Origin of the sequence: Rhizobium sp. TRM96647 (genome assembly GCF_025780115.1) — a bacterium.
In the GTDB taxonomy this organism is placed as follows: Bacteria; Pseudomonadota; Alphaproteobacteria; order Rhizobiales; family Rhizobiaceae; genus Mycoplana.
On record NZ_JAOXHF010000014.1, the window covers coordinates 92,206 to 117,102 of the forward strand.

Annotated in this window: 22 protein-coding genes; 18 read left to right on the plus strand and 4 right to left on the minus strand. The window is 63.7% G+C overall.

Annotation, left to right across the window (positions count from 1 at the left end; all coding sequences use genetic code 11):
- Window positions 1–27: 27 nt before the first annotated feature.
- From OCK02_RS21825 to OCK02_RS21845, 5 genes are all read left to right on the plus strand, one after another.
- Window positions 28–3,063 carry an ATP-binding protein gene (locus OCK02_RS21825; protein WP_263814850.1) on the plus strand — a complete coding sequence of 1,012 codons (3,036 nt, stop codon included), beginning with the start codon at window positions 28–30 and terminating at the stop codon, window positions 3,061–3,063.
- The gene (locus OCK02_RS21830) at window positions 3,060–4,274 is read left to right on the plus strand and encodes a YcaO-like family protein (RefSeq protein WP_263814851.1); all 1,215 of its coding nucleotides are present in this window, start codon (window positions 3,060–3,062) and stop codon (window positions 4,272–4,274) included. Before OCK02_RS21825 ends, OCK02_RS21830 begins: the two co-directional genes overlap by 4 nt.
- 4 nt (window positions 4,275–4,278) lie before the next feature.
- Complete coding sequence (locus OCK02_RS21835) at window positions 4,279–5,070, plus strand: TfuA-like protein (RefSeq protein WP_263814852.1); 792 nt, start codon at window positions 4,279–4,281, stop codon at window positions 5,068–5,070.
- 50 nt (window positions 5,071–5,120) lie between these two features.
- Window positions 5,121–6,317: a hypothetical protein gene (locus OCK02_RS21840; RefSeq protein ID WP_263814853.1), complete on the plus strand. Its 1,197-nt coding sequence runs from the start codon at window positions 5,121–5,123 to the stop codon at window positions 6,315–6,317.
- A 98-nt stretch (window positions 6,318–6,415) separates the two neighbouring features.
- Window positions 6,416–6,919, plus strand: a complete 504-nt coding sequence (locus OCK02_RS21845) for a hypothetical protein (protein ID WP_263814854.1) — start codon at window positions 6,416–6,418, stop codon at window positions 6,917–6,919.
- A 163-nt stretch (window positions 6,920–7,082) separates the two neighbouring features.
- Here the strand turns inward: OCK02_RS21845 and OCK02_RS21850 are convergent, their stop codons facing one another.
- Window positions 7,083–7,358, minus strand: a complete 276-nt coding sequence (locus OCK02_RS21850) for a hypothetical protein (protein WP_263814855.1) — start codon at window positions 7,356–7,358, stop codon at window positions 7,083–7,085.
- A 464-nt stretch (window positions 7,359–7,822) separates the two neighbouring features.
- On the opposite strand from OCK02_RS21850, the gene OCK02_RS21855 reads away from it, so the two are divergent.
- The 8 genes from OCK02_RS21855 to OCK02_RS21890 all read left to right on the plus strand — a co-directional run bounded on the left by OCK02_RS21855 (window position 7,823) and on the right by OCK02_RS21890 (window position 15,653).
- Window positions 7,823–8,866 (plus strand): LacI family DNA-binding transcriptional regulator, encoded by a 1,044-nt coding sequence (locus tag OCK02_RS21855; RefSeq protein WP_263814856.1) that lies wholly within the window; start codon window positions 7,823–7,825, stop codon window positions 8,864–8,866.
- A gap of 181 nt (window positions 8,867–9,047) precedes the next feature.
- Window positions 9,048–9,512 (plus strand): MaoC/PaaZ C-terminal domain-containing protein, encoded by a 465-nt coding sequence (locus OCK02_RS21860; protein ID WP_263814857.1) that lies wholly within the window; start codon window positions 9,048–9,050, stop codon window positions 9,510–9,512.
- A gap of 47 nt (window positions 9,513–9,559) precedes the next feature.
- Window positions 9,560–10,537 (plus strand): TRAP transporter substrate-binding protein, encoded by a 978-nt coding sequence (locus OCK02_RS21865; protein WP_263814858.1) that lies wholly within the window; start codon window positions 9,560–9,562, stop codon window positions 10,535–10,537.
- Window positions 10,538–10,616: 79 nt separating this feature from the next.
- Window positions 10,617–11,180: a TRAP transporter small permease gene (locus OCK02_RS21870; protein ID WP_263814859.1), complete on the plus strand. Its 564-nt coding sequence runs from the start codon at window positions 10,617–10,619 to the stop codon at window positions 11,178–11,180.
- Between the two features lie 4 nt (window positions 11,181–11,184).
- Window positions 11,185–12,465: a TRAP transporter large permease gene (locus tag OCK02_RS21875; protein ID WP_263814860.1), complete on the plus strand. Its 1,281-nt coding sequence runs from the start codon at window positions 11,185–11,187 to the stop codon at window positions 12,463–12,465.
- Window positions 12,466–12,502: 37 nt separating this feature from the next.
- On the plus strand, window positions 12,503–13,708 hold the full coding sequence (locus tag OCK02_RS21880) for a CaiB/BaiF CoA transferase family protein (RefSeq protein ID WP_263814861.1): 1,206 nt from the start codon (window positions 12,503–12,505) through the stop codon (window positions 13,706–13,708).
- Between the two features lie 3 nt (window positions 13,709–13,711).
- On the plus strand, window positions 13,712–14,482 hold the full coding sequence (locus OCK02_RS21885; RefSeq protein WP_263814862.1) for an enoyl-CoA hydratase/isomerase family protein: 771 nt from the start codon (window positions 13,712–13,714) through the stop codon (window positions 14,480–14,482).
- Between the two features lie 46 nt (window positions 14,483–14,528).
- Window positions 14,529–15,653, plus strand: coding sequence for an extracellular solute-binding protein (locus tag OCK02_RS21890; protein WP_263814863.1), 1,125 nt, complete (start codon window positions 14,529–14,531; stop codon window positions 15,651–15,653).
- A 224-nt stretch (window positions 15,654–15,877) separates the two neighbouring features.
- Here OCK02_RS21890 and OCK02_RS21895 read toward each other — a convergent pair whose 3' ends face one another.
- Entirely contained in the window at window positions 15,878–16,060 is a 183-nt protein-coding gene (locus tag OCK02_RS21895) for a hypothetical protein (protein WP_230808836.1), read from the minus strand.
- Between the two features lie 29 nt (window positions 16,061–16,089).
- On the minus strand, window positions 16,090–16,266 hold the full coding sequence (locus OCK02_RS21900; RefSeq protein ID WP_230808835.1) for a hypothetical protein: 177 nt from the start codon (window positions 16,264–16,266) through the stop codon (window positions 16,090–16,092).
- 286 nt (window positions 16,267–16,552) lie between these two features.
- Between OCK02_RS21900 and OCK02_RS21905 the strand changes: the two genes are divergently transcribed.
- Window positions 16,553–18,442 (plus strand): sigma-54-dependent Fis family transcriptional regulator, encoded by a 1,890-nt coding sequence (locus tag OCK02_RS21905; protein ID WP_263814864.1) that lies wholly within the window; start codon window positions 16,553–16,555, stop codon window positions 18,440–18,442.
- A 198-nt stretch (window positions 18,443–18,640) separates the two neighbouring features.
- Entirely contained in the window at window positions 18,641–20,443 is a 1,803-nt protein-coding gene (locus tag OCK02_RS21910; RefSeq protein ID WP_263814865.1) for an NAD(P)/FAD-dependent oxidoreductase, read from the plus strand.
- A gap of 96 nt (window positions 20,444–20,539) precedes the next feature.
- Here OCK02_RS21910 and OCK02_RS21915 read toward each other — a convergent pair whose 3' ends face one another.
- Window positions 20,540–21,478, minus strand: coding sequence for a LysR family transcriptional regulator (locus tag OCK02_RS21915; protein WP_263814866.1), 939 nt, complete (start codon window positions 21,476–21,478; stop codon window positions 20,540–20,542).
- Between the two features lie 266 nt (window positions 21,479–21,744).
- On the opposite strand from OCK02_RS21915, the gene OCK02_RS21920 reads away from it, so the two are divergent.
- The 3 genes from OCK02_RS21920 to OCK02_RS21930 all read left to right on the plus strand — a co-directional run bounded on the left by OCK02_RS21920 (window position 21,745) and on the right by OCK02_RS21930 (window position 24,777).
- Entirely contained in the window at window positions 21,745–22,731 is a 987-nt protein-coding gene (locus OCK02_RS21920; protein ID WP_263814867.1) for a tripartite tricarboxylate transporter substrate binding protein, read from the plus strand.
- 69 nt (window positions 22,732–22,800) lie between these two features.
- A complete protein-coding gene (locus tag OCK02_RS21925) occupies window positions 22,801–23,247 on the plus strand; it encodes a tripartite tricarboxylate transporter TctB family protein (RefSeq protein WP_263814868.1) in 447 nt (148 codons plus the stop codon).
- A 21-nt stretch (window positions 23,248–23,268) separates the two neighbouring features.
- Window positions 23,269–24,777 carry a tripartite tricarboxylate transporter permease gene (locus OCK02_RS21930; protein ID WP_263814869.1) on the plus strand — a complete coding sequence of 503 codons (1,509 nt, stop codon included), beginning with the start codon at window positions 23,269–23,271 and terminating at the stop codon, window positions 24,775–24,777.
- Window positions 24,778–24,897 lie beyond the last annotated feature (120 nt).

A 24,897-nucleotide genomic window follows, 5' to 3' on the forward strand; every position in this document is an offset into this window, starting at 1 on the left:
CAGTGTTAAAATCTTGCGGGCTGTTCGATGTCCAAAGCAGGTCGACAAATACATACCGGTGCCCTTTCGGGAGAACGCAGGCAGGTCACCGCACTCTTCTACGACATTGTTGGCTCGACCGCCTTGCTGCACCAGCTTGATCCTGAAGATTTCGGCGACATGCAACGGACGCTCCACAACGAGGCGGCCGCGGTCATCAGGAACAACAGCGGTTACCTTGAATGGATCCAGGGTGATGGCGGTTGTGCCTTTTTCGGGTTTCCCCAGCCGAGCGAGGATGCCGCCGAATGTGCGCTCGTCTCGGCCCTTGAGATCGTCGAGCGATGCGAGCAGCAGTTCGGATCCAGCCTGAAAGTCAGGGTCGGCGTCGCCACCGGCGTGGTCGTCCTCGCGGATGCTTCAAATCCGACGCTACCCCAACATACCGAGGTCATCGGCATTGCCCCTGCACTCGCCGCCCGCATCCAGTCCGAGGCCGCGCCGAACGGCATTGCCGTCTCGGAGGCGACCTATCGGTTGACCACCGGAACGTTTGAATTCGAGGAAATCGGGCATCGGCAGATCAAGGGTTTCGACGAGCCGGTCGCGTTATGGCGACCGATTGCCCGACGGCAGCCACCCGATCGCTTCACGGCGTCCCGGCGTGTCTCGACGCCCCTGGTCGGCCGCGACGAGGAGATCGGACTGTGCCAACGACGCTGGACCCGGGCCATCGGCGGCAACGGCCAGTTCGTGTTCCTGCATGGCAACGCCGGCATCGGGAAATCGCGGCTCATCACCGAGTTCCGTCGCGGCCTTGAAAGGCAGGGCGTGGACACGGTCGTATTCCAGTGCCAGCCCCGGGGCCGCACCAAACCGCTTCATCCCTTCCTGGAGCTCATCAGGCAGCTTGTCGCAGAGGCGAGCAGGCAGGCCGAACCGGACCGGGATGCGATCGTCCGTTACTTGCGATCCCTCAGTTGCGAGGTGGGCGAACTCGATGCCGGGATCGTTGCGTTCCTGATGCTCGGCAAGGCGCAGGAATCGTCCGACGAGACCTGGTCGATCGATCTTTCCGACGAGGAAATCCGGGCCCGCGCCGTCGAGGCCATGCTTGCCGTGCTGACCTCCACCGCCGTGTCGAAACCCCTCCTGATCGTGATCGAAGATCTCCACTGGGCCGACACGCTCACGAGTGCGCTTGTCGCTCGCCTGCCTGAATGGATCGCGGCAAGGCCTGTCCTGACCCTTGCAACGTCCCGCGACGCCATCGAGCAACATCTCCTGGACGATCCGAACGTTCTCGCGATGCCGCTATCCGGCCTCACGGCTGAAGCCACCTCGGAACTGATCGAGGGCATCTGGGAGACACCGCCGCCGGAGGGGCTTGCCGCCTTTGTCTATGAGAAGAGCGACGGCGTGCCTCTGTTTGCCGAACAGCTCGCCCTTTTGCTCAGGGAACGCGCGAAGGACGGCGCCCAGGATCGGGCCGGATGGGAAGCGCCGCTCCGCGATGGCGTCATCAATTTGCGCGACCTCATCTCGACCCGGCTCGCCGATCTTGGACCGCTGAGGCGCGTTGCGCAAATCGCGAGCGTCATCGGGCGGGAGTTCCGTCGGAAGCTCCTCGTTGCCGTCATGGAACCCGAGCAGCTTCCCATTTCCTTGGACGAGGCGCTCGAGAAGCTCGTTCACGCCGGCATCTTGCGGCGGAAGGCCGCGGGCGCAAACGACCGGTTCTGCCACGTCCTCATCCAGGAGGCAGCCTATGACAGCCTCCTGAAATCGGAACGGCGGCAAATCCACGGGCGCATCGCCCGCCTTGTCCAGGCAGGTTCGGTTTCACCGCTCCCCGATGAAACCATGGCGTGGCACTTCGAACTGGCCGGCCAGCCGCTCGAGGCGGCGCGCTACGGAATTCAGGCGGCCGAGGCCTGTGGGTTCCGATCGGCCATGTACGAAGCCGAGCATTTGCTGGACGCTGCCGAGAGGCAGCTTGCGCAGGCGGGAAAAGGCGACGACGCGGATGACCTGATGCTTCGCCTTCTCGCGATCCGCGGGCCGGTTGCTGCGGCGCTCTTCGGGCGGGGGGGCGAGCAAGCCCGCTCGATCTACGAACGGGGCGTATCGCTATGTGCCGAACACAAGGACCAGGATCGCGCGAAATGGTTCCCGCTTTATTGGGGCTGGTGGTTCACAGCGCCCGACTACGAGACGCAGCGCGCCCGCTCCGACATCCTCGTCCGCGACCTCGAAGGCTCGGCCGATCCCGAGGTCCGGCTTCAGTCGCTTCATTGCGCCTGGGCGACGAACGAAGACGCCGGACGGCATCTGCACTGCCTGAAATGCGTCGAGGACGGCCTCAGGCTCTACGACGAGAGCCGGGCGCGCTTCAGCCGCGGCCGCTATGGCGGCCACGATGCGCGGGTCTGCGGCCTGGGCGAACGGGCCTTCTCCCTCTGGTTCATCGGCGACGACGCCGGATCGTCGAAAAGCATCAACGCGGCGAAGCAATGGGCCGAGCACGTCAACCATTTGAACAGCCTCCTTCATGCGTTGGAATTCGATATCGAGTTGAAGCGCTATCGGGACGATCATGCCGGCGTGATTTCGGCTGCGAACAGGATCGCCGAACTCGCCGAAGCCGTACCGGGCGTCCTCGCCAAGGCAGCGCTGTTTCGCGCCTGGGCGCGCGGCCTGAGCAAGGATGCGGAAGCCGGGCTGGCGGAATTCGAGGCCGGACTGAAACGACAGCGCGAGATCGCCACCTACGAGGGCGCGCCGGTCTATGAAGGGATGCGGGCGGAACTGTTCGAGCGAACCGGACGCAACGACGAGGCCCTGTCCATCCTGGACGGCGCGATCGATGCCTCGATCGGCAGCGGCCAGGTCTTCTGGCTCGCAGAGCTACTCCGGCAGCGGGCCCTTCTTCGCCATGCTCGCCAGGAGCCGGAAAAGGCAATCGCGCTGGACCTTGGCCGTGCACTGCAGGTCGCGACCGAGCAGCACGCTTCGGCGCTCGTCACGCGTGCGCGCCTCGACTTGAAGCGGCTTGGAATCAAAGCTACGGCACCCGACGCATGAGCGGGGCCCATGCGGCAACGGCCGCTCAACTGGGAGCGCGCCTCGAGCGGGAAATCGGTGCCAGTAGCCATTTCCGGGGACGGGACCCGGACGCCACCGAGGAACTCGTCCGTGCGCTTCTGTCCGCGCGCCGGCGCTTCGGAATCACGCGCGTCGGATCGCTGACCCGGCTCGATCGCGCCGGCGTCGCGGTGGCCCAGGTGGTGCGGCCGCTTTCGCTGTCCAACGCCGTCTCCCAGGGCAAGGGCGCCAACATCATCGAGGCTGCGGCATCGGCCCTGATGGAGGCGATCGAGAGCTGGGCGGCGGAGCGGATCGCACCCGAGCGCATCGAGGTCGCCAGCGCACGCGATCTGGGAGACGAGGTTCGCAACCTCTACGCCGGTTGCCGCGTGCACGGCTTCGATGCCGGCTGGGACCAGCTGCAACTCGGCTGGACGGAGGGCTACGACCTCTTCACCGCGCGCATCCTGCCGGTTCCCGTCGCGATGGTCGATACGGTCTATACGCTTCCTTCGCCACATCCGATAGCGTTTCCACGCTCGACACGGGGGCTCGCCGCCGGTCGGACCACGCTTGCGGCGATCATCCATGCGGCGCTCGAGGTCCTGGAGAGGGCGGGCGTCGCAGCGGCGGAGCGCTATCCACGCTCCTACCCCGAGCTTCGGATCGATCCCTCCAGCATCAGTGGACCACTGGCGTCGCGGGCCTTGAACCGGCTTTCGGCATCGGATCTTGTCGCAGGCATTTGGCTGGTCCCGACCGACCATGATCTGCCCGTCTTTCGCTGTCAGGTCATCGAGACCGAGGGCCATCGGGAGATCGCGCCGATGCCGGGTGAGGGGTTCGCGTGCGATTTCACCTATGACCGCGCGCTGGCGGCGGCGCTGACGGAAGCGGCACAGGCACGGGTGACGGCGCTGGCCGGCGGGCGTGAGGACATTACCCGCATGTCCTATCCCGAGCGCCATGATCGCGAATATCTGGATGCGCGCCGGCGCGCGTTCCGGTCGCCAGGCGAGACGGCAGCACTTCCCGCCGAGCGCGACGAGCCCGCGTCCGGCGCTGCTGCGCTGGCGGCCCTGCTCGATGCGCTCAAGGCGGCCGGAGCGCTCGCGGCACTCGTGGTGCCTCTCTACAGCGGCAAGGATCCGGACATCGAGGTTGTCCGTCTCGTCGTACCGCCACTCAAAGATCTCGGCGGAGCGTGAGGCGATGGCTGGCGAACTGGTCGTCTTCCTCGGACCGACATTGCGGCGCGCCGAAGCAGCCGAAATTCTCGATGCGGTCTATCTGCCGCCGGCAGAGCAAGGCTCCGTCGTGCGCGCGGTGCGGACATATGCGCCAAGAGCGATCGTGCTGATCGACGGCTCGTTCGCAACGGCCCCCGCAGTCCGTCACAAGGAGATCCTCTGGGCGCTTGCGAAAGGCATCCCGATGTTCGGGGCAGCCAGCATGGGCGCACTCCGGGCGGCAGAACTGGCCGCGGTCGGCATGCAGGGCCACGGCTTCATCTACCGGTGGTACGCGCTCACGCCCCTGGCGGATGACGACGAGGTTGCGGTGGCCATGTGCCCGCCGGCCCTTGGTGCGGCGCCGCTGAGCGAGGCGCTGATCAACATCCGCCTGACGCTGCGCCGCGCGGCACGCGCCGGGATCCTGACCGTGCCGGAGCAGCGCACACTCGAAGCGCAGGCACGCAGCATGCACTTCGTCGATCGCAGCTATGCGCGCCTGCTCGCGGACGCAAGATCCATGCTGCTTCCTGTATCCGCTGACGCGCTGGATCGCCTCGCGGACTGGCTCCCTTCCAGGACGATCGACCGCAAGCGCGAGGATGCGCTCGGACTGCTGACGAGGCTCTCCCGCTACCCGGAGTTGGTCCTGCGACGCCCTGACACCCCGCCCTTCCGGCTGACCGAAGCATGGGCGTATGACCTCGACGCGGCGGGGCTTTGGGACGACGATATTGCAACAATACTTGCAGACAACAGTAAAATGACTTAAGGATAACTTCGGGTCATCCCCTGCGACGGGGAGAAGGCGGGGGCGCCAGTATGGATTCTACCGGACAATGGCAGTCTGGCGAGAGCACCGCGGTTTCCCGCCTTGGAACGCGCTTCCTCGTTTTCCCGCAGCCCCCTTTCATTCCCGGCTATGAGCGTCCGGAGACGATCTGGGTTTCCACTCCGCCCGAGCGGATCGGCCCGGGACCGGCCGACCACCGGATGTACGTGATCGCCCCGCGGACCGAGAAGCAACCCTACCAGTTTCCCTACCTGCCTCCCTATGCCGGCGCCCTGCTGCCACCGGCAACGGCGGGCCCGGACGGTCACTTCGACACGATTCCGGTCGGCACGCCGGAATTCGAGGCGGCACACGCCTATGCCTGCGTCCGGCGCGTGCTCGACATCTGCGAGAGCTACCTCGGTCGCGAAATCCCCTGGTTCTTCGAGCCGACCTATAACCGGCTCGAGATCGTGCCGCGCCTGCACTGGGACAACGCGCAGTCGGGCTATGGCTTTCTGGAGATGGGGGAGGATCTGGCGCGTGGCGAACCGCAGCCCTTCGCGCTGAATTTCGACTCAGTCGCCCACGAGATCGGGCACCTGATCATCTTCGGCGTGATGGGCGCCCCCCGGTTCGACCCTCCGCATGAATACTACGGCTATCACGAGGCTGTCGCCGACTTCATCGGGCTCATCGGGCTGCTGCATTTCGACACGGCGCTCGACCTGCTTCTGCGGCGGACGCGCGGCAACCTCCTGATCGCCAACGAGCTTGATCGCTTCGGCGAGCTATCCGACGAGAAGCAGGTGCGGCTCTTCAGCCATTCGCTGCGGATGGGCGACGTCAGCGCAGAAGTGCACGATCTCTCCAAGCCTTTCGCCGGAGCGCTGTTCGATGTCCTGATTGAAATCTACCAGGTGCTGCTTTTCGAACGCGAGCTTTCCGATCTCGATCCGCGCGAGTTCCGAGACCTCAGGAACCAGCTGCCGGAAGATGAACTGGAACGGCAGCTTTCGGTCTCGCTCAGCGGCAACGAAGGCCGGCATTTTGCCCTGAAATCGGCGCTGGAAGAGGCGCGCGACCTTGTCGGCGAGACGCTGGTCCGCTCATGGGAAGAGCTTGACCCGGAAACACTCGACTACCGCTGGGCGGCGGAGGCGATGATCGTAGCGGCCGAGAATGGACGCTGCAGCCGTTTTGCCGGCAGCATCATCGACAACTTCGCCTGGCGCGGGATTTTATGAAGCGAAACGCATGCCGATGACGAACCGGGGCCGTGACGGCCAGTCGGCGCAGACGACAGATTTCGTCGGCGTCGAAGCGATAAAGAGGGAGAAATTCGATGACGACAGACAACATTCCTGCAGCACCCAACCCGCGGAGATTTCTGCCGGATCAGATTACGCTATACGGTGTTGCCCTGAACCTCGAATCGACGGACAGGGCGGCTAATCTTCCGTTCGAAGGCCACTTCGTCCGGCTTTCAATCGTGCCGATCGGGTCGGACGCTCCGACAGACCCGGAAGTGATGGTGATTGCGGCAATCTACGGATATGCCTTTGAAGGCCACTGCTATCGCTTGGACAAACCAAAGCTGCTCGTATTCCGGCCAGGCGTGGCAGAGGTTCCGGCAGTTGGATGCGGCTTTGAAGATCTGGGATACTCGATGTGGCAGATCACAAGCAAGACGCCCGTCATGGAATTTGCCACAAGTACAGACCTTGCCGAAGAGATCGTCCTGAATTCCAATCTTCCCGGAAACCGTAATCCAAACACCTACGGCAACAGCTTCATGCTGGGGCACCGCAGTGGTCGGCTGAATCGTGGCGGGGGCAATGGCGGCTAGTCGTCGCCGAATGGCAATGGCGCAAATTGCAACTGACGCTGAAGTCCGTCGCGACCGTTCGGATTCGCGTTACGTGCCTTGAGCGCTCGCTTCTCGTATCTCGCGGACACGAAGCCGCTGCGCAATTTCGTAAGACAGGGCTCTAGGATGCCGCCGACTGTTGCTACTTCTGTGCTGGAAGCTTGCTGTCGTCTATCGAGTATGTCTCCCCATGTTCGACACGCTTCACTTCGTAATGCGGCGCATAGGTTTTCTTGTCCCTACTTACCTCGACTTTTATTCGACCCGTTACTCCATCATAGTCCTCTATTTTTACAGGCGTAGCCTCGTCAGTCTTTAATAATTTCGGATCACCTGGTTTTGGATCGGGAAAAAATAAATCAGTTATTCTTATAAACTTCTCTGATTGAGCTGCTATGAAATATACAAGACTCGTCATAGGTTCCTCCATAGCGCTACCATTGTTCCAACCTAAATAAATTAACAGAGTACAGCTACTTCTACCAGTTGAAGAATCTCACAGCCGAAAAGTGGCATGCCGGAGAATACTGTGACGCAGCGTTCTGCGCCCTGATCGGCAAATCAACCGCCACCCTGCGAGAACCTCCAGCCTCCCCGTACCGCTCAGAGAGTGCCCGAATTGCCCGAATGCGCACAGTTGTGGAAAGGGCGCCGGGGTCGAATTGGCCGAGCAAGCATTCCCTCAGCCGGGCAACGCGGCCCTTGGTGGCGACCGTCGTGGCGCCGAACGCGTAGGGGTTGAACCCTTCCGACGGCGGCGCCCGACCTTAGCCCTTTCGGGCCGCCCCTGCCGCCGGGCATGCCCTTGCTTTGAAAGCGTTAAATCCGCGATAAGGTGGGTTCGCCGATATTCCTCCTGCGAATCTCGGTCGGGGAGGCTTCATGTCCGAGACACCAGAAAAGCGCCTACGCAGCCGCCGCCTGTCCAGCGGCGGGGTCAGGATGGTCGACGTCGCCCGGCGCGCGGGCACGTCCACGCAGACGGTGTCGCGCGTTCTCAGCCGCCCGGAACTCGTCGCGGACGAGACCCGCAAGCTCGTGGAACAGGCGATCCGGGACCTGAACTACATTCCGAACAGCGCTGCCCGGCTGCTGGCGTCGAGCGTCAGCCATATCGTGGCCGTTATCATCCCGAGCCTTTCGGCCACCGTCTACGCGCAGGAAGTCCACCACATCGTGCGCGTACTCGAGGAGCATTCCTTTTCCGTCGTGATCGGCCACAGCGACTATTCCGAACTGCGCGAGGAACGGCTGGTCCAGTCCTTCCTCGAACGGCGACCGGACGGCTTCATCCTGACGGGCACCCAGCACACCGACCTGACCCGTCAGCTTCTCAGGAACAGCGGTGTTCCGGTCGTCGAGACCTTCGACGGCGACAATGCCGCCATGGACACGTCCATCGGCTTCAGCAACTTCGAGGCCGGCCGAAGGGTTGCCGAGCTTTTCCGCAGTCGCGGCCTGACGCGCATTGCCTATGTCGGCGGACGGAGGAACCAGGACTTTCGCTCGAATGCGCGTTTCGACGGCCTGCGCTCCCGCCTGAATGAAGAGGGACTGGCACCCGTCGCCCGGGTCGAACTCACCCTGCCGATGCCGGCTGGCGACGGCGTTCGTGGCCTCGATCGCGTCCTCGCCATCGATCCGCTGACACAGGCGATCTTCTTCAGCGCCGACAACCTGGCAATCTCCGCCCTGCTCGAATGCAACCGTCGCGGAATCCGCGTGCCGGAGCAACTGGCGATCTGCGGCTTCGGCAACTACGATTTCGCCGATGCCGTCGTGCCGTCACTGACCACGGTCTCGGTTCCCTTCGAGGAAATAGGCGTCCTTGCCGCGAATGCCATCCTGGCCAGGCTGGACGGAACCACCAAGGGGCCGTCGCGGACCATCGTGCCGCTTCAGCTTCTCAGGCGTGGAAGCGCATAGGTGGGAACGTTCGATCGGCGATTGACAATCGTTTTTGATAGCGCTAACACTAAATCACACGATTTCGGGAGGAGATCCGAATTCCTGTCATTCGCAGCGACCGAAGACGGCCGCACAGCGCCGGCGCCTGAAGAGCGCCCGCAGCAATTGCGAATGCCTGCATGCGGAGGAAAGGCACTGAATGTCGGGCGCGGTCTATTTCGAGCAATTCACCATCGGGGCGACGCGCTCTTCGCCGACCCGCACGATAACCGAGACCGACATCGTCGTTCATGCCGGGCACACCGGTGACTTTTTTCCTCACCATGTCGATGCGGAGTTCGCGGCAAAAACGCCCTTCGGCCAGCGCATTGCGCACGGAACGATGGTGTTTTCCATCGGAATCGGGCTGGCGGCCGCCGAAGTCAACCCCGCATCGTTCAGCTATGGCCATGACCGGCTGCGCTTCGTCCGCCCGGTCTTCATCGGGGATACGATCCAGACCCGGGTTACGGTCGTCGCCAAGGAGGACGATCCCCGCAGGCCCGAATACGGGCGGGTGACCGAGCGTTGCGAGGTGGTCAACCAGAGAAACGAAACCGTTCTTGTTAGCGATCACATTCGCGTGGTTGAAAAAGCCCCGGAAGGGATCCGGAAGGCTGGATAGAAACAGGGCGACGTTCACAGTCGCCCGGCTCAAAGGGAGGAGAGAGCATGAAAATGATGGGAAGGGGCCTTTTGGCCGCAATTGCGTTTCTGGCGATGGCGGGCACGTCCTCGGCCGATGTCTCGGCCGTATTCGGTGGAGCCGACCCGCTGGAGGGCGTCTACGATCGTCAGAACCAGCATTTTGTCGACCTCGTCAATGAACGCGGCGCAGGCCAGATCAAGCTGGAGTTCATCCGCGGCGAACAGCTCGGCAACGACGTCCAGGTCATCGAGCAGGTGATGAGCGGCGCCGTACAGTTCTACGGCGACGACTTCAGCTTTTACTCGAACTGGGTGCCGGAACTGAACATCGTCAGCTGGGGCTTCCTGTTTCGCGACAACGCCCATGTCCAGGCCTACATCGAAAGCGACAGCTACAAGAACGCCATCGAAAAGCTCCGTGCGGAGCAGGGGATCAGGGTTCTGGCCGCCGCACCCGGGCAGGTCCGGGTGATGGTGTCGAGCCGCCCGATCAAGGGCGTCAAGGACCTCGCCGGCCTGAAGATGCGCGTTCCCGAGATCCGCACCTATCTCACATTGTGGGAAACGCTTGGCACCGCGCCGGCGCGCGTCGCCTGGGGAGAGACGTTCCTGGGCCTGTCGACGGGCGTCGTCGAGGGTGCCGAAGGCGGGATCTCGTCGATCTACGGCGCGAAGTTCCACGAGGCGGCGAAGAACGTCACCCGCACGGACCATGTCCGCATCATCGCGCATATCGCAGTCAACGATGCCTGGTTCCAGTCACAAACCCCGGAAATCCAGGAGCTGCTGACCAAGGCGGCGCAGGATGCGGTGATCTGGCAGATGGAAACGGTGACCGCGGAGCAAGCCGAGACGCTCGATAAGATGGCCGCCGACGGGGCGACGGTGACGGAAATCGACGTGACGCCGCTTCGCGAGCGTTCGGAGGTTGCCGTGGAGAAGCTCGAAGCCGAAGGCTTCTGGCCGAAGGGTCTCTGGGCCGAAATCCAGGCGATGGACTGATCTGATGCCGGTGGCCGGCCGCTGCCGGCCACCTTTCCCACCCGCCGGGCGGGTCGCACGTCGCGAAAAGGTATAATCCATGCTTGCTAATAGAATAGACGGGTATCTTGCGGGCCTGATCCGCATCATCGCCCGCATAGAGATTTCTGCGCTTGTCGTCGCGATGGTCTTCATCATCGCCTCGATAGCGCTCCAGACCTTCACGCGGTACGCCTTCGGCCGTCCCATCACCTGGGTGGAGGAGGGCGCCGTCTATGCTTTCATATGGATCACCTTCGTCGGCGCCAGCTACGGTGCCAAGCAGGGCAAGCTGATCAAGGTGGAGCTGTTCAGCGCCAATTTCGGCGAAGAGGGGCTTCGCCGGATTGCGATCTTGAGCCACATCTTCATCTTCCTCGGCTGCGCCTATCTCGCCTGGATCACGCCGAGCGTCATCGGGATCGAAAGCCGGAGCACGACGATTGCGCTGCCGATCGATGTGCCGCGCTCCTGGTTCTATTCCGTGCCGCTGTTCTACTTTGCCTTCGTGACGGCCTTTTCGAGCCTCGCGCGCCTGTTCCGGCTGATCATGCTCAAGGACCGGACGCCGCTCGTCGCGCCGTTCCCCGTCGAAGAGCAAGACATTCCCCTAACCGCGAGCTGATCCCGTGCCGATATTCATTCTGTTTGCAGGCTTCCTGGCCCTCCTCGCGGCCGAGGTCCCCGTCGCCATTGCGCTCTTCCTGTCGTCGCTGGCCTATATCGACACCTTCACGCCGATGCCGATCCAGATCGTCGTCCAGCGCATGGCTTCCGGCCTCGACAGCTTTCCGCTGATCGCCATTCCGTTGTTCGTGCTTGCCGGCAATATCCTGAACGGCGCCGGCATCGCTGCCCGGATCTACGCCTTTGCCGTGGCGCTCGTCGGCCATATCAAGGGCGGGCTCGCCCAGGTCAATATCTTCGGAAGCATGGTCTTTGCCGGCATGTCCGGCGTGGCGCAGGCCGATGCGGCCGGCCTCGGCACCATCGAGATCAAGCACATGAAGGACCACGGCTACAGTGCGCCGTTCGCAGCCGCCTGCACCGCCGCCTCAGCCATCATCGGCCCCGTCATTCCGCCGAGCGTGATCATGGTGGTCTATGCCGTGACCGCGCAGGTTTCCCTGACGAAACTGTTCCTTGCCGGCATCATTCCGGGCCTGACGATGGGTCTGGCGCTGATGATCCTCGTCTGGGTCCTGGCTGCGACGGGCCGCGTCAAGGCGCCGACGGAACCGCGCGCCAGCATTCCGCTAATCGCCATCACCTTCTGGAAGGCCCTGCCGGCCCTGGTCGCCCCGATCTTCCTGACGGCCGGCATGCTGCTGGGCTTTGCGACACCGACGGAACTCGGCGCGCTGACGGTCATCTATGCCGTCGTGCTGGGCTTCATCACCAAGGACCTGACGATCTCGTCGCTGCTGATGCACATCCGCCAGAGCGCGGTGACCTCCGGCATCCTGACGCTGATCATCGCGGCAGCCGTGCCGTTCGGCTGGATCATCTCGGTCGGCAACTATGCTTCCGGCCTGCTCGGCTTCTTCGAAGCCATCGGTGCGAACTGGGTGGTGTTCCTGCTGGTCGTGAACATCGCGCTGCTGATCTTCGGCCTGTTCATCGAGACCACCGCTGTGCTGCTGATCGCAACGCCCGCCCTCCTGCCGCTCGCTGCCGCCTTCGGGATCGACCCGATCCATCTCGGCGTCATCATGATCGTCAACCTGCTGATCGGGGCCATCACGCCGCCGATGGGCGTCATCCTGTTCATCTGCCAGCACATCGCCGAGATCCGCTTCTCGCAGATGGTCAGGGCGATCCTGCCCTTCTACATCCCGCTCGGCATCATGCTTCTCATCATCACCTACTGGTCGCCCATCGTGATGTGGCTGCCGAACTTCTTCTATTGAGCACCGACTGCGAAGTCAGCACCAAGGATCTACTGACATGACCAAAAGCTCCGGTATTCTTTCCGGTTATCGCGTCCTCGATTGCTCCATCGCCATGGCGGGCCCCTTTGCCGCGCAGCGCCTCGGCGATCTCGGGGCGGATGTCGTCAAGATTGAACCCGTCACCGGCGAGTGGCAGCGCCATGTTTCGGCCGGCGGCGCGAAGGGCAACCGCATCAACGTCTCGTTCCTCTCGCTGAACCGCAACAAGCGCTCGCTGGCGATCGACCTGAAGTCGCCGGAAGGCAAGGCGGTGCTGCTCGATCTGGTCAAGGATGCGGACGTGTTCCTGCAGAACTACCGTCCGGGCGTCGCTGCACGTCTCGGCGTCGACTACGAGACGCTGTCCAAGCTCAATCCGCGCCTCGTCTACGTCTCCATGTCGGGCTATGGAGAGAGCGGCCCCTATCTCGACCGTCCCGGCCAGGACCTGATCCTGCAGGGCATGTCGGGCGCCATGCTGTCGGCGGGACGGGAAGGCGAAGCGCCCACGGCCGCCGGCCAGTACCTGGTCGATGCCGTGGCCGCCTACAACGCCTTCGAAGGCGCCCTCGCAGCGCTGCTTCACCGCGAGCGCACCGGCGAGGGGCAGCTTGTCCAGGTGAACATGCTCGACGCCATCACCAACATCCAGATGCAGGAACTGTCGGTCTTCACCGTCGCCGGCAAGCCGCAGGCGCGCTCCGCCGAACCGCACGCCCATGTCTACATCCGCGCGCCCTATGGCGCATTCGCCACCAGCGACGGCTACATCATCGTGGCCTTCCCGCCGCTCCGCAAATTCGGCGAGATCATCGGCGAGCCGTCTTTCCTGACGATGGACGACGAGACGGACAGCTGGGCGCAGCGCGACCACATCTTCGCCCGCACGCGCGAGCGGCTGCTGGCCAGGACTTCCGCCGAGTGGCTGTCGCTGCTGCGCGCCGCCGACATCTGGTGCGGTCCGGTCTACGGATACGAGGAGCTCCTGAAGGACGAGCAGATCCGCCACAACGGCACGTTCGTCGAGTACGACCATCCGACGGAAGGCCGCATCAAGACGCCGGGTTTCCCCATCAACTTCTCCAGGACGCCCTCCCGCGTCGACCGCGGTGCGCCGGTGACCGGTCAGCATTCGCGCGAAGTCCTGAAGGAAGCCGGTTTCGCACCTGAGCGGATCGAGAAGCTTCTGGCGACCGGTGTCGTCGCGCAGGGAGAACTCTGAGCGATGACGGACGACATTGTCTTCACAATCGATGGCCACGTGGCGACGATCACGCTGAACCGGCCGCAGAAACTCAACTCCGTCACGCCGGAAATGTCCGATGCGATCGTCGAAGCGGTGAAGACGGTCAACGCCAGCGACACGATCCGCTGCGTCATCGTCACCGGCGCCGGCGACCGGGCGTTCTGTGCCGGCTCCGATATCAAGGAACTGGATGGCTACGAGACGCCCTGGCAGTTTCGCAACCGGCCCGACTATTGCGATGCCATGCGGCGGCTCCTGAAGCCGACGATTGCGGCCGTCAACGGCTACGCCTTCGGCGGCGGGCTGGAAACCGCGATGAGCTGCGATATCCGCATCGCCTCCGAAAACGCCCAGTTCGCGGCGCCGGAGATCAAGCTCGGCTGGATCGGCGGCGGCGGCATGGCCACCTTCCTGGCGCATTCGATCGGCGCGTCCAACGCGGCGCTGATGCTGATGACCGGCGATGCCGTGTCGGCCGACAAAGCGCTCGCCTGGGGCCTCGTCAGCGAGGTCGTCCCGCAGGCCGCGTTGACGGCACGGGCCCGCGGCATCGCCGAGACGATCGCTTCGCGTGCGCCGATCGCCGCCGAGACTGCCAAGCTCAACCTCCGCGCCGCCCATGCCATGCCGCAGGAGAAGGCGATCGAATACGAGCGCGACCTGCAGACGATCTGCTTTGCAACGGCGGATGCCCTGGAAGGCCGCGCCGCCTTCAAGGAGAAGCGCGCACCGGTCTTCCACCGGCGTTGACGACAACCCGTTCCCGAACACGCGACAAGAGACAAGAGTTGCGACCATGACCGTGACATTGAAAGGCATGACCTGGAGCCATCCGCGCGGCTACGACCCGATGGTGCGCTGCTCCGAGGTCTACAAAGAGAAGACGGGGATCGAAATCGTCTGGGAGAAGCGCTCGCTTCAGGACTTCGAGAGCTTCCCGGTCGACGAACTGGCCCGCGCCTACGACCTGATCGTCATCGATCATCCTCATGTGGGGCAGGTGACGCAGGAGAATTGCCTGCTGCCGCTCGATGTCGAGGGCAGGGAGGCGGAGCGGGAAGCCCTTGGCGACGCCTCGGTCGGCCCGTCCTACCGCAGCTATTTCTGGCAGGGGCGCCAGTGGGCGTTCCCGATCGATGCGGCAACGCAGGTGCAGGCTTTCCGGCCGGATCTCGCCGCTCGCGCACCGAGGCGCTGGGAGGAGGTCGTCGATCTCGCCCGCGAAGGACGTGTCCTGCTGCCGCTTCGCGCGCCCCATGCGCTGATGACGTTCTACACGCTGGCTGCGAACACCGGCCGGCCGTGCTCGACCGTGTCGGGCGATCTGATCGATGCCGCTGCCGGTGCACGCGTCTACGATCTGCTGAAGGAGCTTGTCGCCCATCTGGATCCCGCCTGCTTCGACATGGATCCGATCCAGGCGTCGGAAGCGATGGCGGACGGCAGGATCGCCTGCATTCCCTACACCTATGGCTACGTCAGCTATGCCCTGGAAGGTTTCCGCGACAGGCGGCTGGATTTTGCCGATATTCCGGCCGCGGGGACGAACGGACCGGTCGGGGGAACGCTCGGAGGAACCGGCATTGCGGTCTCCGCCTATACGAAGCATCCGGAATCAGCGATCGATTTCGCCTACTGGATCTCGGCTGCGGATGCGCAGCGCGGCCCCTATGCGGCGGCAGGCGGGCAGCCCGGCCACGCGGCCGCCTGGGAGGATGATGGCGTGAACGCTCCCGCCTGGGACTTCTACAAAAAGACCCGCGCGACGCTCGAGGGCTCCTATCTCCGCCCCCGCCACGACGGCTACATGCCGTTCCAGGCGGCGGCATCCGAACGCATCAGCGCCGGCCTCAAGTCCGCAGAAGCGGCCGAAACCGTGATCGCCGACCTCAACGACCTCTACCGCAACAGCTTCACCTGAGGCGCATCGGGGACCAGCCATCAGGACGGACGCCGGTCCGGAATCGGGCGGTATCGCCCGACGCTGCATAGAGTAGGAAAATCGCACGGAAATCGTTGCCATCTATGCGAGTCGGACCGGTCACGGGAACGTCACCTGGAACCGCATCCTGTCCCAAGCGGCGTCGGGAAACTGTGGCATCCACTGAGATCTCTTCCCGCATCGCCATGCCGTGGTGCTGCGCACTACCCCTCACCGGTGAAACTGCCGGGTCGGCGCGTTCGCCAGCCACGATCAAAGCCATGTCCCATCGCGATCGCCGTGGCCCTGAGTTTCTCTTCCACGGCATCGCGCTCGGCCAGCAGAGATCGGATCGCTTCCAGTGCGTTGCCGTTGTGCAATTCAAGGATCGCGACCGCCTCGTCCAACGGAGGCGGCCCCTCGGAAGTGGCGGCGCTCATTGGAGGGGCAGGCGGAGTTGGGTGCCGGCCTTGCGCCGAACGTAGACGGGACGCGGCGGTGCCTCCAGGCGCTTCTGCGCCTCGGCACGACGGGCAAGGAGACGTTCACGAAGCGCCTTTGAGGCTGCGACCGCGGCGAGGGCTTGCGCGATGACTTTGTCGGTATCGGCCATATCGAGAGCTCCATAATGTTCACTTTATGTTCTCATTCGGGAGACCTGGAGTCAACCAGAAACGCGAGCGGCCGGGAACGGAATGCTGTCGCAGGTCGAGTTCGTTTGCCCCTTGCAGGACCTCGTGACCGCCGATCGGGGCAGGAGGAAACTCATGCCAGCCAAGCCGTCGGCCAGGCATCCGCGACAGGCGGTGACGTCGCAGCTTTACATCGAAACCCGATCGGTTAACTATTCGCACGGAGGAATGGAGGAGGGGACGCGCCAAACGCGGCCTTGAAGCTGCATGTTCTCGCATTCGGAGCATATCCGTGAAATCGAACGGGTCAGTCGCGGGCTGTCGACCGGGCGCGACGACATCGTCGTGCAATCGTGGCTGCGCTGCCTCGACCAGCATCGTCTCGATCCCACCCATGCCTGCGAAGCCTTCATCCTGCCTGAGGCGCGCTTGCGGGAGCACCGGCAACGATCCGAGGATCTGATACGGATCGCCCGGTCGGGGCTGGAGCATCTGTTTCATCAGGTGGCCGGGCAGAACTACGTGCTGCTTCTCTCCGATCGCAAGGGCGTCACGGTCGAGTTTCTCGGCGATCCGCTGTTCGACAACAACCTGCGCAAGGCCGGGCTCTACCTCGGCTCCGAGTGGTCCGAGAGTCGGGCGGGAACCTGCGCGGTCGGCGCCTGCATCGAAACCGGCGAGGCATTGACGATCCATCAGACCGATCATTTCGACAACACCCACACGCCGCTCTCCTGCACCGCGGCTCCGATCTACGACACGACGGGCGAACTTGCGGCCGTTCTCGACATCTCCCTTTTAAGTTCGCCGATCCTCAAGGCGAGCCAGAACCTGGCGCGCCATCTCGTCGGCGCGACGGTACGGCGGATCGAACTTGCGAACCTGATGGCCCAGACGCGCCACGAATGGGTTTTGCGCTTCTCGCGTTCGCCTGAATTCCTGGATGTCGATCCGGAAGCGGCGATATCGATCGATGGCAGCGGCCGCATCATCGGCATGACGCATGGAGGGGCGCAGATCCTCGCCCGGGCGGCCGGTGCGGACTGGCGCACGCCGGCGAGCCTGATCGGGCAGCCCGTGTCGACGTTTCTGAACCTTGAAGTCGACGGCCTGTCCGAGTTGACCCGGCGCCGGCCGACGCAGGACCGGCTGGTCTTCGCCCGGGACGGTAACGCGCTGTTCGCCCATGCGATCGAACCGCAGGTCCAGCGTCGCGCCTCCGCCTGGGTGCGCGGTGATATCCCCCGGCCGATCCGCCGGCTCGGCGGCGACACACCGGAGATCGTTGCTTTGCAGGCAAAAGTCGCCAAGCTCGCCCGAACGGCGCTGCCGGTGCTGATCCAGGGAGAAACCGGATCGGGCAAGGAGCACCTTGCGCGCGCGATCCATGAGGGCAGCGGCCTGAAAGGCGCCTTCGTCGCGATCAACTGTGCAGCCATTCCCGAGCAACTGATCGAGAGCGAGCTGTTCGGATACATGCCTGGGGCCTTCACGGGCGCTTCGGCGAAAGGACGCAAAGGCCTTGTCGAGCAGGCCGAGGGCGGAACGCTCTTCCTCGACGAGATCGGCGACATGCCGCTTGCCTTGCAGAGCCGGCTCCTGCGCGTTCTCGCCGAGAAGGAAGTGCTGCCGATCGGCGGCCATGAGCCGCGCCCCGTCGACATCCGCATCGTATCGGCCTCCCACCGGCCGCTGCACGAACTCGTCGCGGAGGGACGGTTCCGGCAGGACCTGTTCTATCGGCTCAATGCTGCGACGCTCGCATTGCCTCCACTGCGCGAACGGACGGATTTCGAATGGATCATGGCTCGCATCCTCGAGCGGCACGCGAAGGATGGCAACGTGCCGGTGCTGTCGCCGCTTGCGCTCGATCTGCTCAAACGCCATGACTGGCCGGGCAACATCCGCGAACTCGACAACGTTCTGGCGGTCGCAGTCGCCATCAGCGAAGGCGACGTCATCGAGCCCTCCGATCTGCCGGAAATCTTGCCCGGCGCGCCTTCCGGCGTCGGTATGGCAGACGACGCCGGCGGCGAACTGCGGCAGCTGCTTTCCGCCTGCAACTGGAACGTCTCGGAGGCGGCGCGCCGGCTGGGCGTCGACCGCTCCACCGTACATCGCCAGATCAGGCGCTACGGGATCGCGCCCAAGCACTGATGCCACGCCTGTGGCGCCACAGGCGTGGCGCTTTTTCGGCCCGCGCCACATCACAGTTCGATTTCGCCCCTGAAATTGCTGTGTTTTCCGGCGCTGCCGCCGTGGCACGTCGCTTGCTGCCTTTGTTGTCGGAGGACCGCCGGAGGAGGAGTTCCGGCAGGCCCCATCGACAAATGCCAGCAAAATGGAGGAGATCACATGCTTGACGACAGCCCCGGCACGAAGATCGACAATGTACTCGCAAAACTGGGCAAGGCATTGGAGACCGGCGACATAGACGCCGCGGTGAACCTGTTCCAGGCCGATTGCTACTGGCGCGACCTGGTCACCTTCACCTGGAACCTAAAGACCATGGAGGGCCGGGACCAGATCCGCGACATGCTGACAAGACAGCTGGCTGCCATCAAGCCGCGCCATTTCCATCAGGATACGGGCGAGCCTGCCAGCGACGGCGACGGCATTACCCAGGGCTGGTTCGAGTTCGAGACCGACGTCGGACGCGGATACGGCCATATTCGGCTGAAGGATGGCCTCGTCTGGACGCTTCTCACCACCATGACCGAACTGAAGGGACATGAGGAACCCAAGGGGATCCGCCGGCCGCTCGGCGCCGAACATGGGCATGGCAAGGCGCGCAGGACCTGGAAGGAAAAGCGCGAACAGGAGACGTCGGAGCTCGGTTATGGCACGCAGCCCAACGTGGTGATCATCGGCGGCGGACAGGGCGGCATCGCGCTCGGCGCCCGCCTGCGCCAGCTCGGCGTGCCGACGATCATCATCGAGAAGAACGAACGACCGGGCGACAGCTGGCGCAAACGCTACAAGTCGCTCTGCCTGCACGACCCCGTCTGGTACGACCACCTTCCCTACATTCCGTTCCCGGAGAACTGGCCGGTCTTCGCGCCGAAGGACAAGATCGGCGACTGGCTGGAGATGTATACCAAGGTCATGGAACTCAACTACTGGAGTTCGACCGCCTGCAAGTCCGCCTCCTACGACGAGACGAAGAAGGAATGGACGGTCGTCGTCGAGCGTGACGGCAAGGAAGTGGTGCTCCGGCCGCAGCAACTGGTGCTGGCGACCGGGATGTCCGGCAAGGCCAACATTCCGAAATTTCCGGGACAGGACCTGTTCAAGGGCGAGCAGCAGCATTCCTCGCAGCATCCGGGCCCTGACGCCTACAAGGGCAAGAAGGTCGTGGTCATCGGCTCCAACAATTCGGCGCATGACATCTGTGCCGCGCTGTGGGAAGGCGGCGCCGACGTCACCATGGTCCAGCGTTCCTCGACGCACATCGTCCGCTCCGACACGCTGATGGATGTCGGTCTCGGCGACCTCTATTCCGAGCGGGCCGTGGCGGCAGGCATGACGACGCGCAAGGCCGACCTGATCTTCGCCTCGCTCCCCTACCGGATCATGCACGAGTTCCAGACCCCCCTCTACGAAAAGATGCGCGACCGCGACGCTGCCTTCTATGACGCGCTGGAGAAGGCCGGCTTCATGCTCGACTGGGGTGCAGACGGCTCCGGGCTCTTCATGAAGTACCTCCGTCGCGGCTCGGGCTACTACATCGATGTCGGGGCCTGCGACCTCATCATCGACGGTTCGATCAAGCTGAAATCCGGCTCCGACGTCGAACGCCTGACGGAAAACGCGGTGGTCCTGAAGGACGGGACGGCGCTGCCGGCCGATCTCGTCGTGTACGCGACGGGCTACGGCTCGATGAATGGCTGGGCCGCCGACCTGATTTCAAGAGAGGTCGCAGACAAGGTCGGCAAATGCTGGGGGCTGGGGTCGGACACACCGAAGGACCCCGGGCCCTGGGAAGGCGAGCAACGCAACATGTGGAAGCCGACACAGCAGGAGGCGCTGTGGTTCCACGGCGGCAACCTGCACCAGTCGCGGCACTACTCGCAATATCTGGCGCTGCAGTTGAAGGCACGAAAAGAAGGAATCGCGACGCCGGTCTACGGACTGCAGGAACGGCATCATCTCGGTTGATGCACGGCAACCCGGCCACCGGAGAGCAACACGCTCTGGCGGCCGGGCTTATCCAACTCTGATCACTCCCCGCCAAGGCGAGCGTAGGGATTGCCGCTAGGAAACAAAGAACGGCTCGTCGAGGGCATAGCTGCTGACCCGTCGAACCTCGCTGATGATCTTGTCCGCGAGATAACGGGCCGCCGGGGAAAGCTGCCGGTTGCGCATCCTAATGAGTGACATGGCGCGGCGGATGTGGGGATCGGTCAGCGTCATCGTCCGGGCATTGGCGAGTGGCTGCTTCTCCAGTCGGGTGCTCGGCTGAATGGCGACCCCCAGACCGGCCTCGGCCATCGCGATGATGGTCTCGGCCTGTATGAACTGATACCGGCTCGTGGTTTCCAGTCCGTTCTCGCGGAGAACGCGGTCCACGATCCGGCGCATGGCCGTCTGCGGGGCGGGCAGAAGGATTGGATACTGCGAGATCTCGCGCCAGGTCACGCTGTCGCGCGGCTCCGCTATGAAACGCGGATGGACCAGGGCGTGAAGCGGTTCCACGAGGATCGGGCTGAAATCGAATGCACGGTCTTCGGCATGTGGACCAATCGCAAAATCGACCTCCTGCTTTCGCAGCGCCTCATAGAGGTCGGTCGACGTCAGCTCGCGGATGGTGACCGCGATCTCGGGAAACTGCCGTACGAATTCCGTCAGGATCGGCGGCAGATGAATTGAGGCGAGATGCGACGAACTGGCGAGTGAAAGCTGGCCACGCTTGAGATCGGCCGCCTCCCGGATTTCCCGCAGTCCATGCAGGATTTCGAAATGCGCCTTGCGCAGGCTCTCCCGCAGTTTTGCACCTTCCTCGGTCAACCGCACGCTGCGCGTCGTGCGTTCGAAAAGCCTGACCTGAAGCTGTTCCTCAAGCTGCCTGATCTGAATGCTGATGGCCGAATGCGCGCGATTGAGCTTGTCCGCGGCAAGGCGGAAGCTGCCTTCGCTCGCGACTACGAGAAAGGTCTGGAGCAGTCTGAGATTGATGTCGTTGACGATCTCCATGGCTATTCCATTGGTGCGTTAAGATGACCAATCGGTATCATTATTATACTTGAACCGCCACCCTGTCCAGGTCCAGACTTTGGGTGTCGCAATCGGGAAGGGATTGCCGACACCGGCGGAGGCGCCCTGATCGAAACCGAAATTGCGGACCGTGTCATAAGTCATGGCGACGAAATCTCGCATCCGGCGAAGGCTGTGCGATGCCTGAAGGCATCCACCTGATCATGGCTACCTGCCGGGCGACAGACATTTTGGGAGGAAAGACAATGGAAAGACTTAAGACCCGCAACGGACTGAAGCGTCGGGCGCTGCTGGCCTGCGGTGCAGCCCTGCTTGCGCTTCAGCCGATGCTGCCCGTGACGGCGCAGGCGCAGGACTATCCCGCTGAGACGATGAACTACGTCGTCGCCTTCGGCGTCGGCGGCGGCAGCGACATCATCGCCCGCACCATGGCCAAGGTGATCGACGACAAGAAGCTCATTCCGGTGAAGATGCTGGTCGAGAACCGGCCGGGAGGCTCGGGCGCCATCGGCTACTCGTTCATCAACGCGCAGAAGGGCAATCCCTACTATCTCGGCGGGGTCGGCGTCAGTTTCTTCACAACGCCGCTTCTGGGCAAGATGCCGTTGAGCCACCGCGATTTCACGCCGCTCGCGGCCATCGCACGCTCGCCTTACATTCTTGCCGTCACCGCGGACTCCGACATCAAGACGATCGACGACATCAAGGCGGCGACGGGCCTGACGATCGGCACGGCCGGCGCCGTCTCCGATCCCGCCCTGTTGGCCCATCTCCTCAACAAGGAATTGGGCGCCTCGATCAAGGTCGTTCCCTTCGACGGCGAGGGCGAGGTCATGGCGGCCGTGCTCGGCAAGCATCTCGACCTTCTCTTCGGCAACCCCAACGAGATCCTCGAGCAGGTGAATGCCGGAACGATGCGGGCACTGGCGGTCACCTCCGCCGAGCGCATGACGTCGCTCCCGGACGTGCCGAGTTTTTCCGAGCTTGGCCACGACATCGTGCACACCCAGCTTCGCGGCATCATCATGCCGAAGGATGTTCCCGCCGAGGCCGTGACCTATTGGGAAGGTGTCCTGAAGACCGTCGCCGAGAGCCCGGAATGGCGCGCGCAATATGTCGATCGTTTCAATGAGATTCCCCTGTTCCTCAACAGCAAGGAATTCGGAGAGGAGATCGTCGCCACCTCCGCGCGCTACGAAGCGCTGATGCGCGAACTCGAGCTCATCAAGTGAGGTCGGCGGCCCCCGCAGGGGGCCGCCCATCGGCCGGCGTCGGACGCCGTGAGCCCAGGAGAGACAGCAGTGATACCCCTAAGAACCTTCGACCTTGGCCTGTCGGCCATCCTGACCCTGCTCGGCATTTATATCGTCTCGCAGGGCATGAACTACGGATACCAGGACGGAAGCGTCCCGGCCGCCGGCTTCTTCCCGTTCTGGATCGGCGGCGGGCTGGCGCTCTTTTCCGCCCTCAACTTCATCAAGGTGCTCCGGCAGTCCGGCCTGGCTGGCGCCGTCGACAGGATGGAAGTGGCGCGGGTCGGGCTGGTCAGCCTGGCGATCGGCGGCTTCGTCGTCCTCTCGGGTTTCATCGGAATGATCGCGGCCGCGGTGCTGCTGATGGTCGCCATCGGCGCCATCTTCGGCGCCCGGGACATCCGCTCCCTCATGGCGGTGGGTGCAATCGCCGTGGCGATGGCTGGGGTCCTCTACCTCGTCTTCGGCCTCGTCCTGGCAATGCCGCTGCTGTGATCTGCGCAAAGAGAAATCATCATGTTTGAATCTTGGCAATTGCTTGCTCAAGGGTTGGCCGCCGCGTCGCAACCGACCGTCCTCGCCGCGATCATGGTCGGTGCAGTCATCGGCCTGTTCATCGGTGCGCTGCCCGGCCTGGGACCAACGGCCGGTGTGGCCATCCTCTTGCCGGTGGCCGTCAGTTTTGACGGGACCGCCGCGATCGCGGCGCTTGGCGCGGTCTATTACGGCGCCCAGTATGGCGGCGCGGTAACGGCTATTCTTCTCGGCATCCCCGGCGATGCCTCGGCCACCATGACCGTCATCGACGGGCACAAGCTGGCGCGCAACGGCAAGGCCGGCGCGGCGCTGGGGCTGAGCATCGCCGCTTCCTTCATCGGCGGCCTGATCGGCCTGGCCCTGCTGACGACCTTCGCCACCACGATCGCGAAAGCCGCCATCGCCTTCGGCCCGATAGAGATGACAGCGCTGATGATCTTCTCCCTGTCGCTGGTGAGCGTGCTTGGCGGACGCGACCTGAACAAGGCCATGATCTCGCTATTCCTCGGCCTCTTCATCGGCACGATCGGCCTCGACCCGATGGTCGGGCTGCCGCGTTTCGATTTTGGCGAGGTGCGTCTGTTCGACGGCATCGAATTCTCGATCATCGCCGTCGGCCTCTTCGGCCTGGCGGAAATGTACGCCACGCCCCCGTCCACGGGCGCGCACGACGACACCGGTCGATTTCGCTTCCGTGAACTGCTTCCGGATGTGCGCAGCACGCTGCAATGCTGGCGCGAGCTTGGTTCGGGTTCGCTGATCGGCTTCTTCGTCGGCATCCTTCCCGGTGCGGGAGCGACCGCGGCCACGATGATCTCCTACGCCTTCGCCAAGCGAACGTCGAAGCATCCCGAGCGGTTCGGCAATGGTGCCATGGAAGGTGTCGCTGCGCCCGAGGCCGCCAACAACAGCGCTGCCTACGGCAACATGATCCCGATGTTCGCCCTCGGCATTCCGGGATCGGGGACCACGGCGGTGCTCATGGGCGGCCTCCTGATGATAGGACTGCAGCCGGGGCCGATGCTGTTCCAGACGCAGTCGGAATTCGTCTGGACGATCTTCGGCAGCTTCTACATCGGCAATCTCGCGCTCGTCGCCATCACGATCCTGTTGACGCCGGTCCTTGCGAGTTGCGCATTCGTTCGCCCGAGCTACCTGTTTCCGGCCGTGATCGCCATCATCGCCTTCGGCATCTACGGCATCAACAACTCGATGTTCGAAGTGGTTCTCGTCATCGGCTTCGGGCTTCTCGGCTACCTGATGATGAAGCTGGACTATCCGCCCGTGCCACTCGTTCTGGGCATGATCCTCGGACCGATCCTGGAGCGCGGCATCCGTCGCACGCTCGTCGCGTCGGATGGCGACCTGTCGGTCTTCTTCCGTAGCCCGATCGCAATCGGCATCATCGTCGTGACCATAGTGCTTCTCGTCTCGCCCTGGCTGGTCTCGCAGCGGACCAGGAGACGGGCGGCGGCCATCGCGAAATAGGACGCAACGGTGCCGTCCAGCGTCCGCCGGGAGCGACGTTCAGGCGGCCGATGCCTCCTCTGTTTGCAGACATGAACCTGCATGACGACGCGACGGCGAGTGCCGGACCGCCGCGTGTGG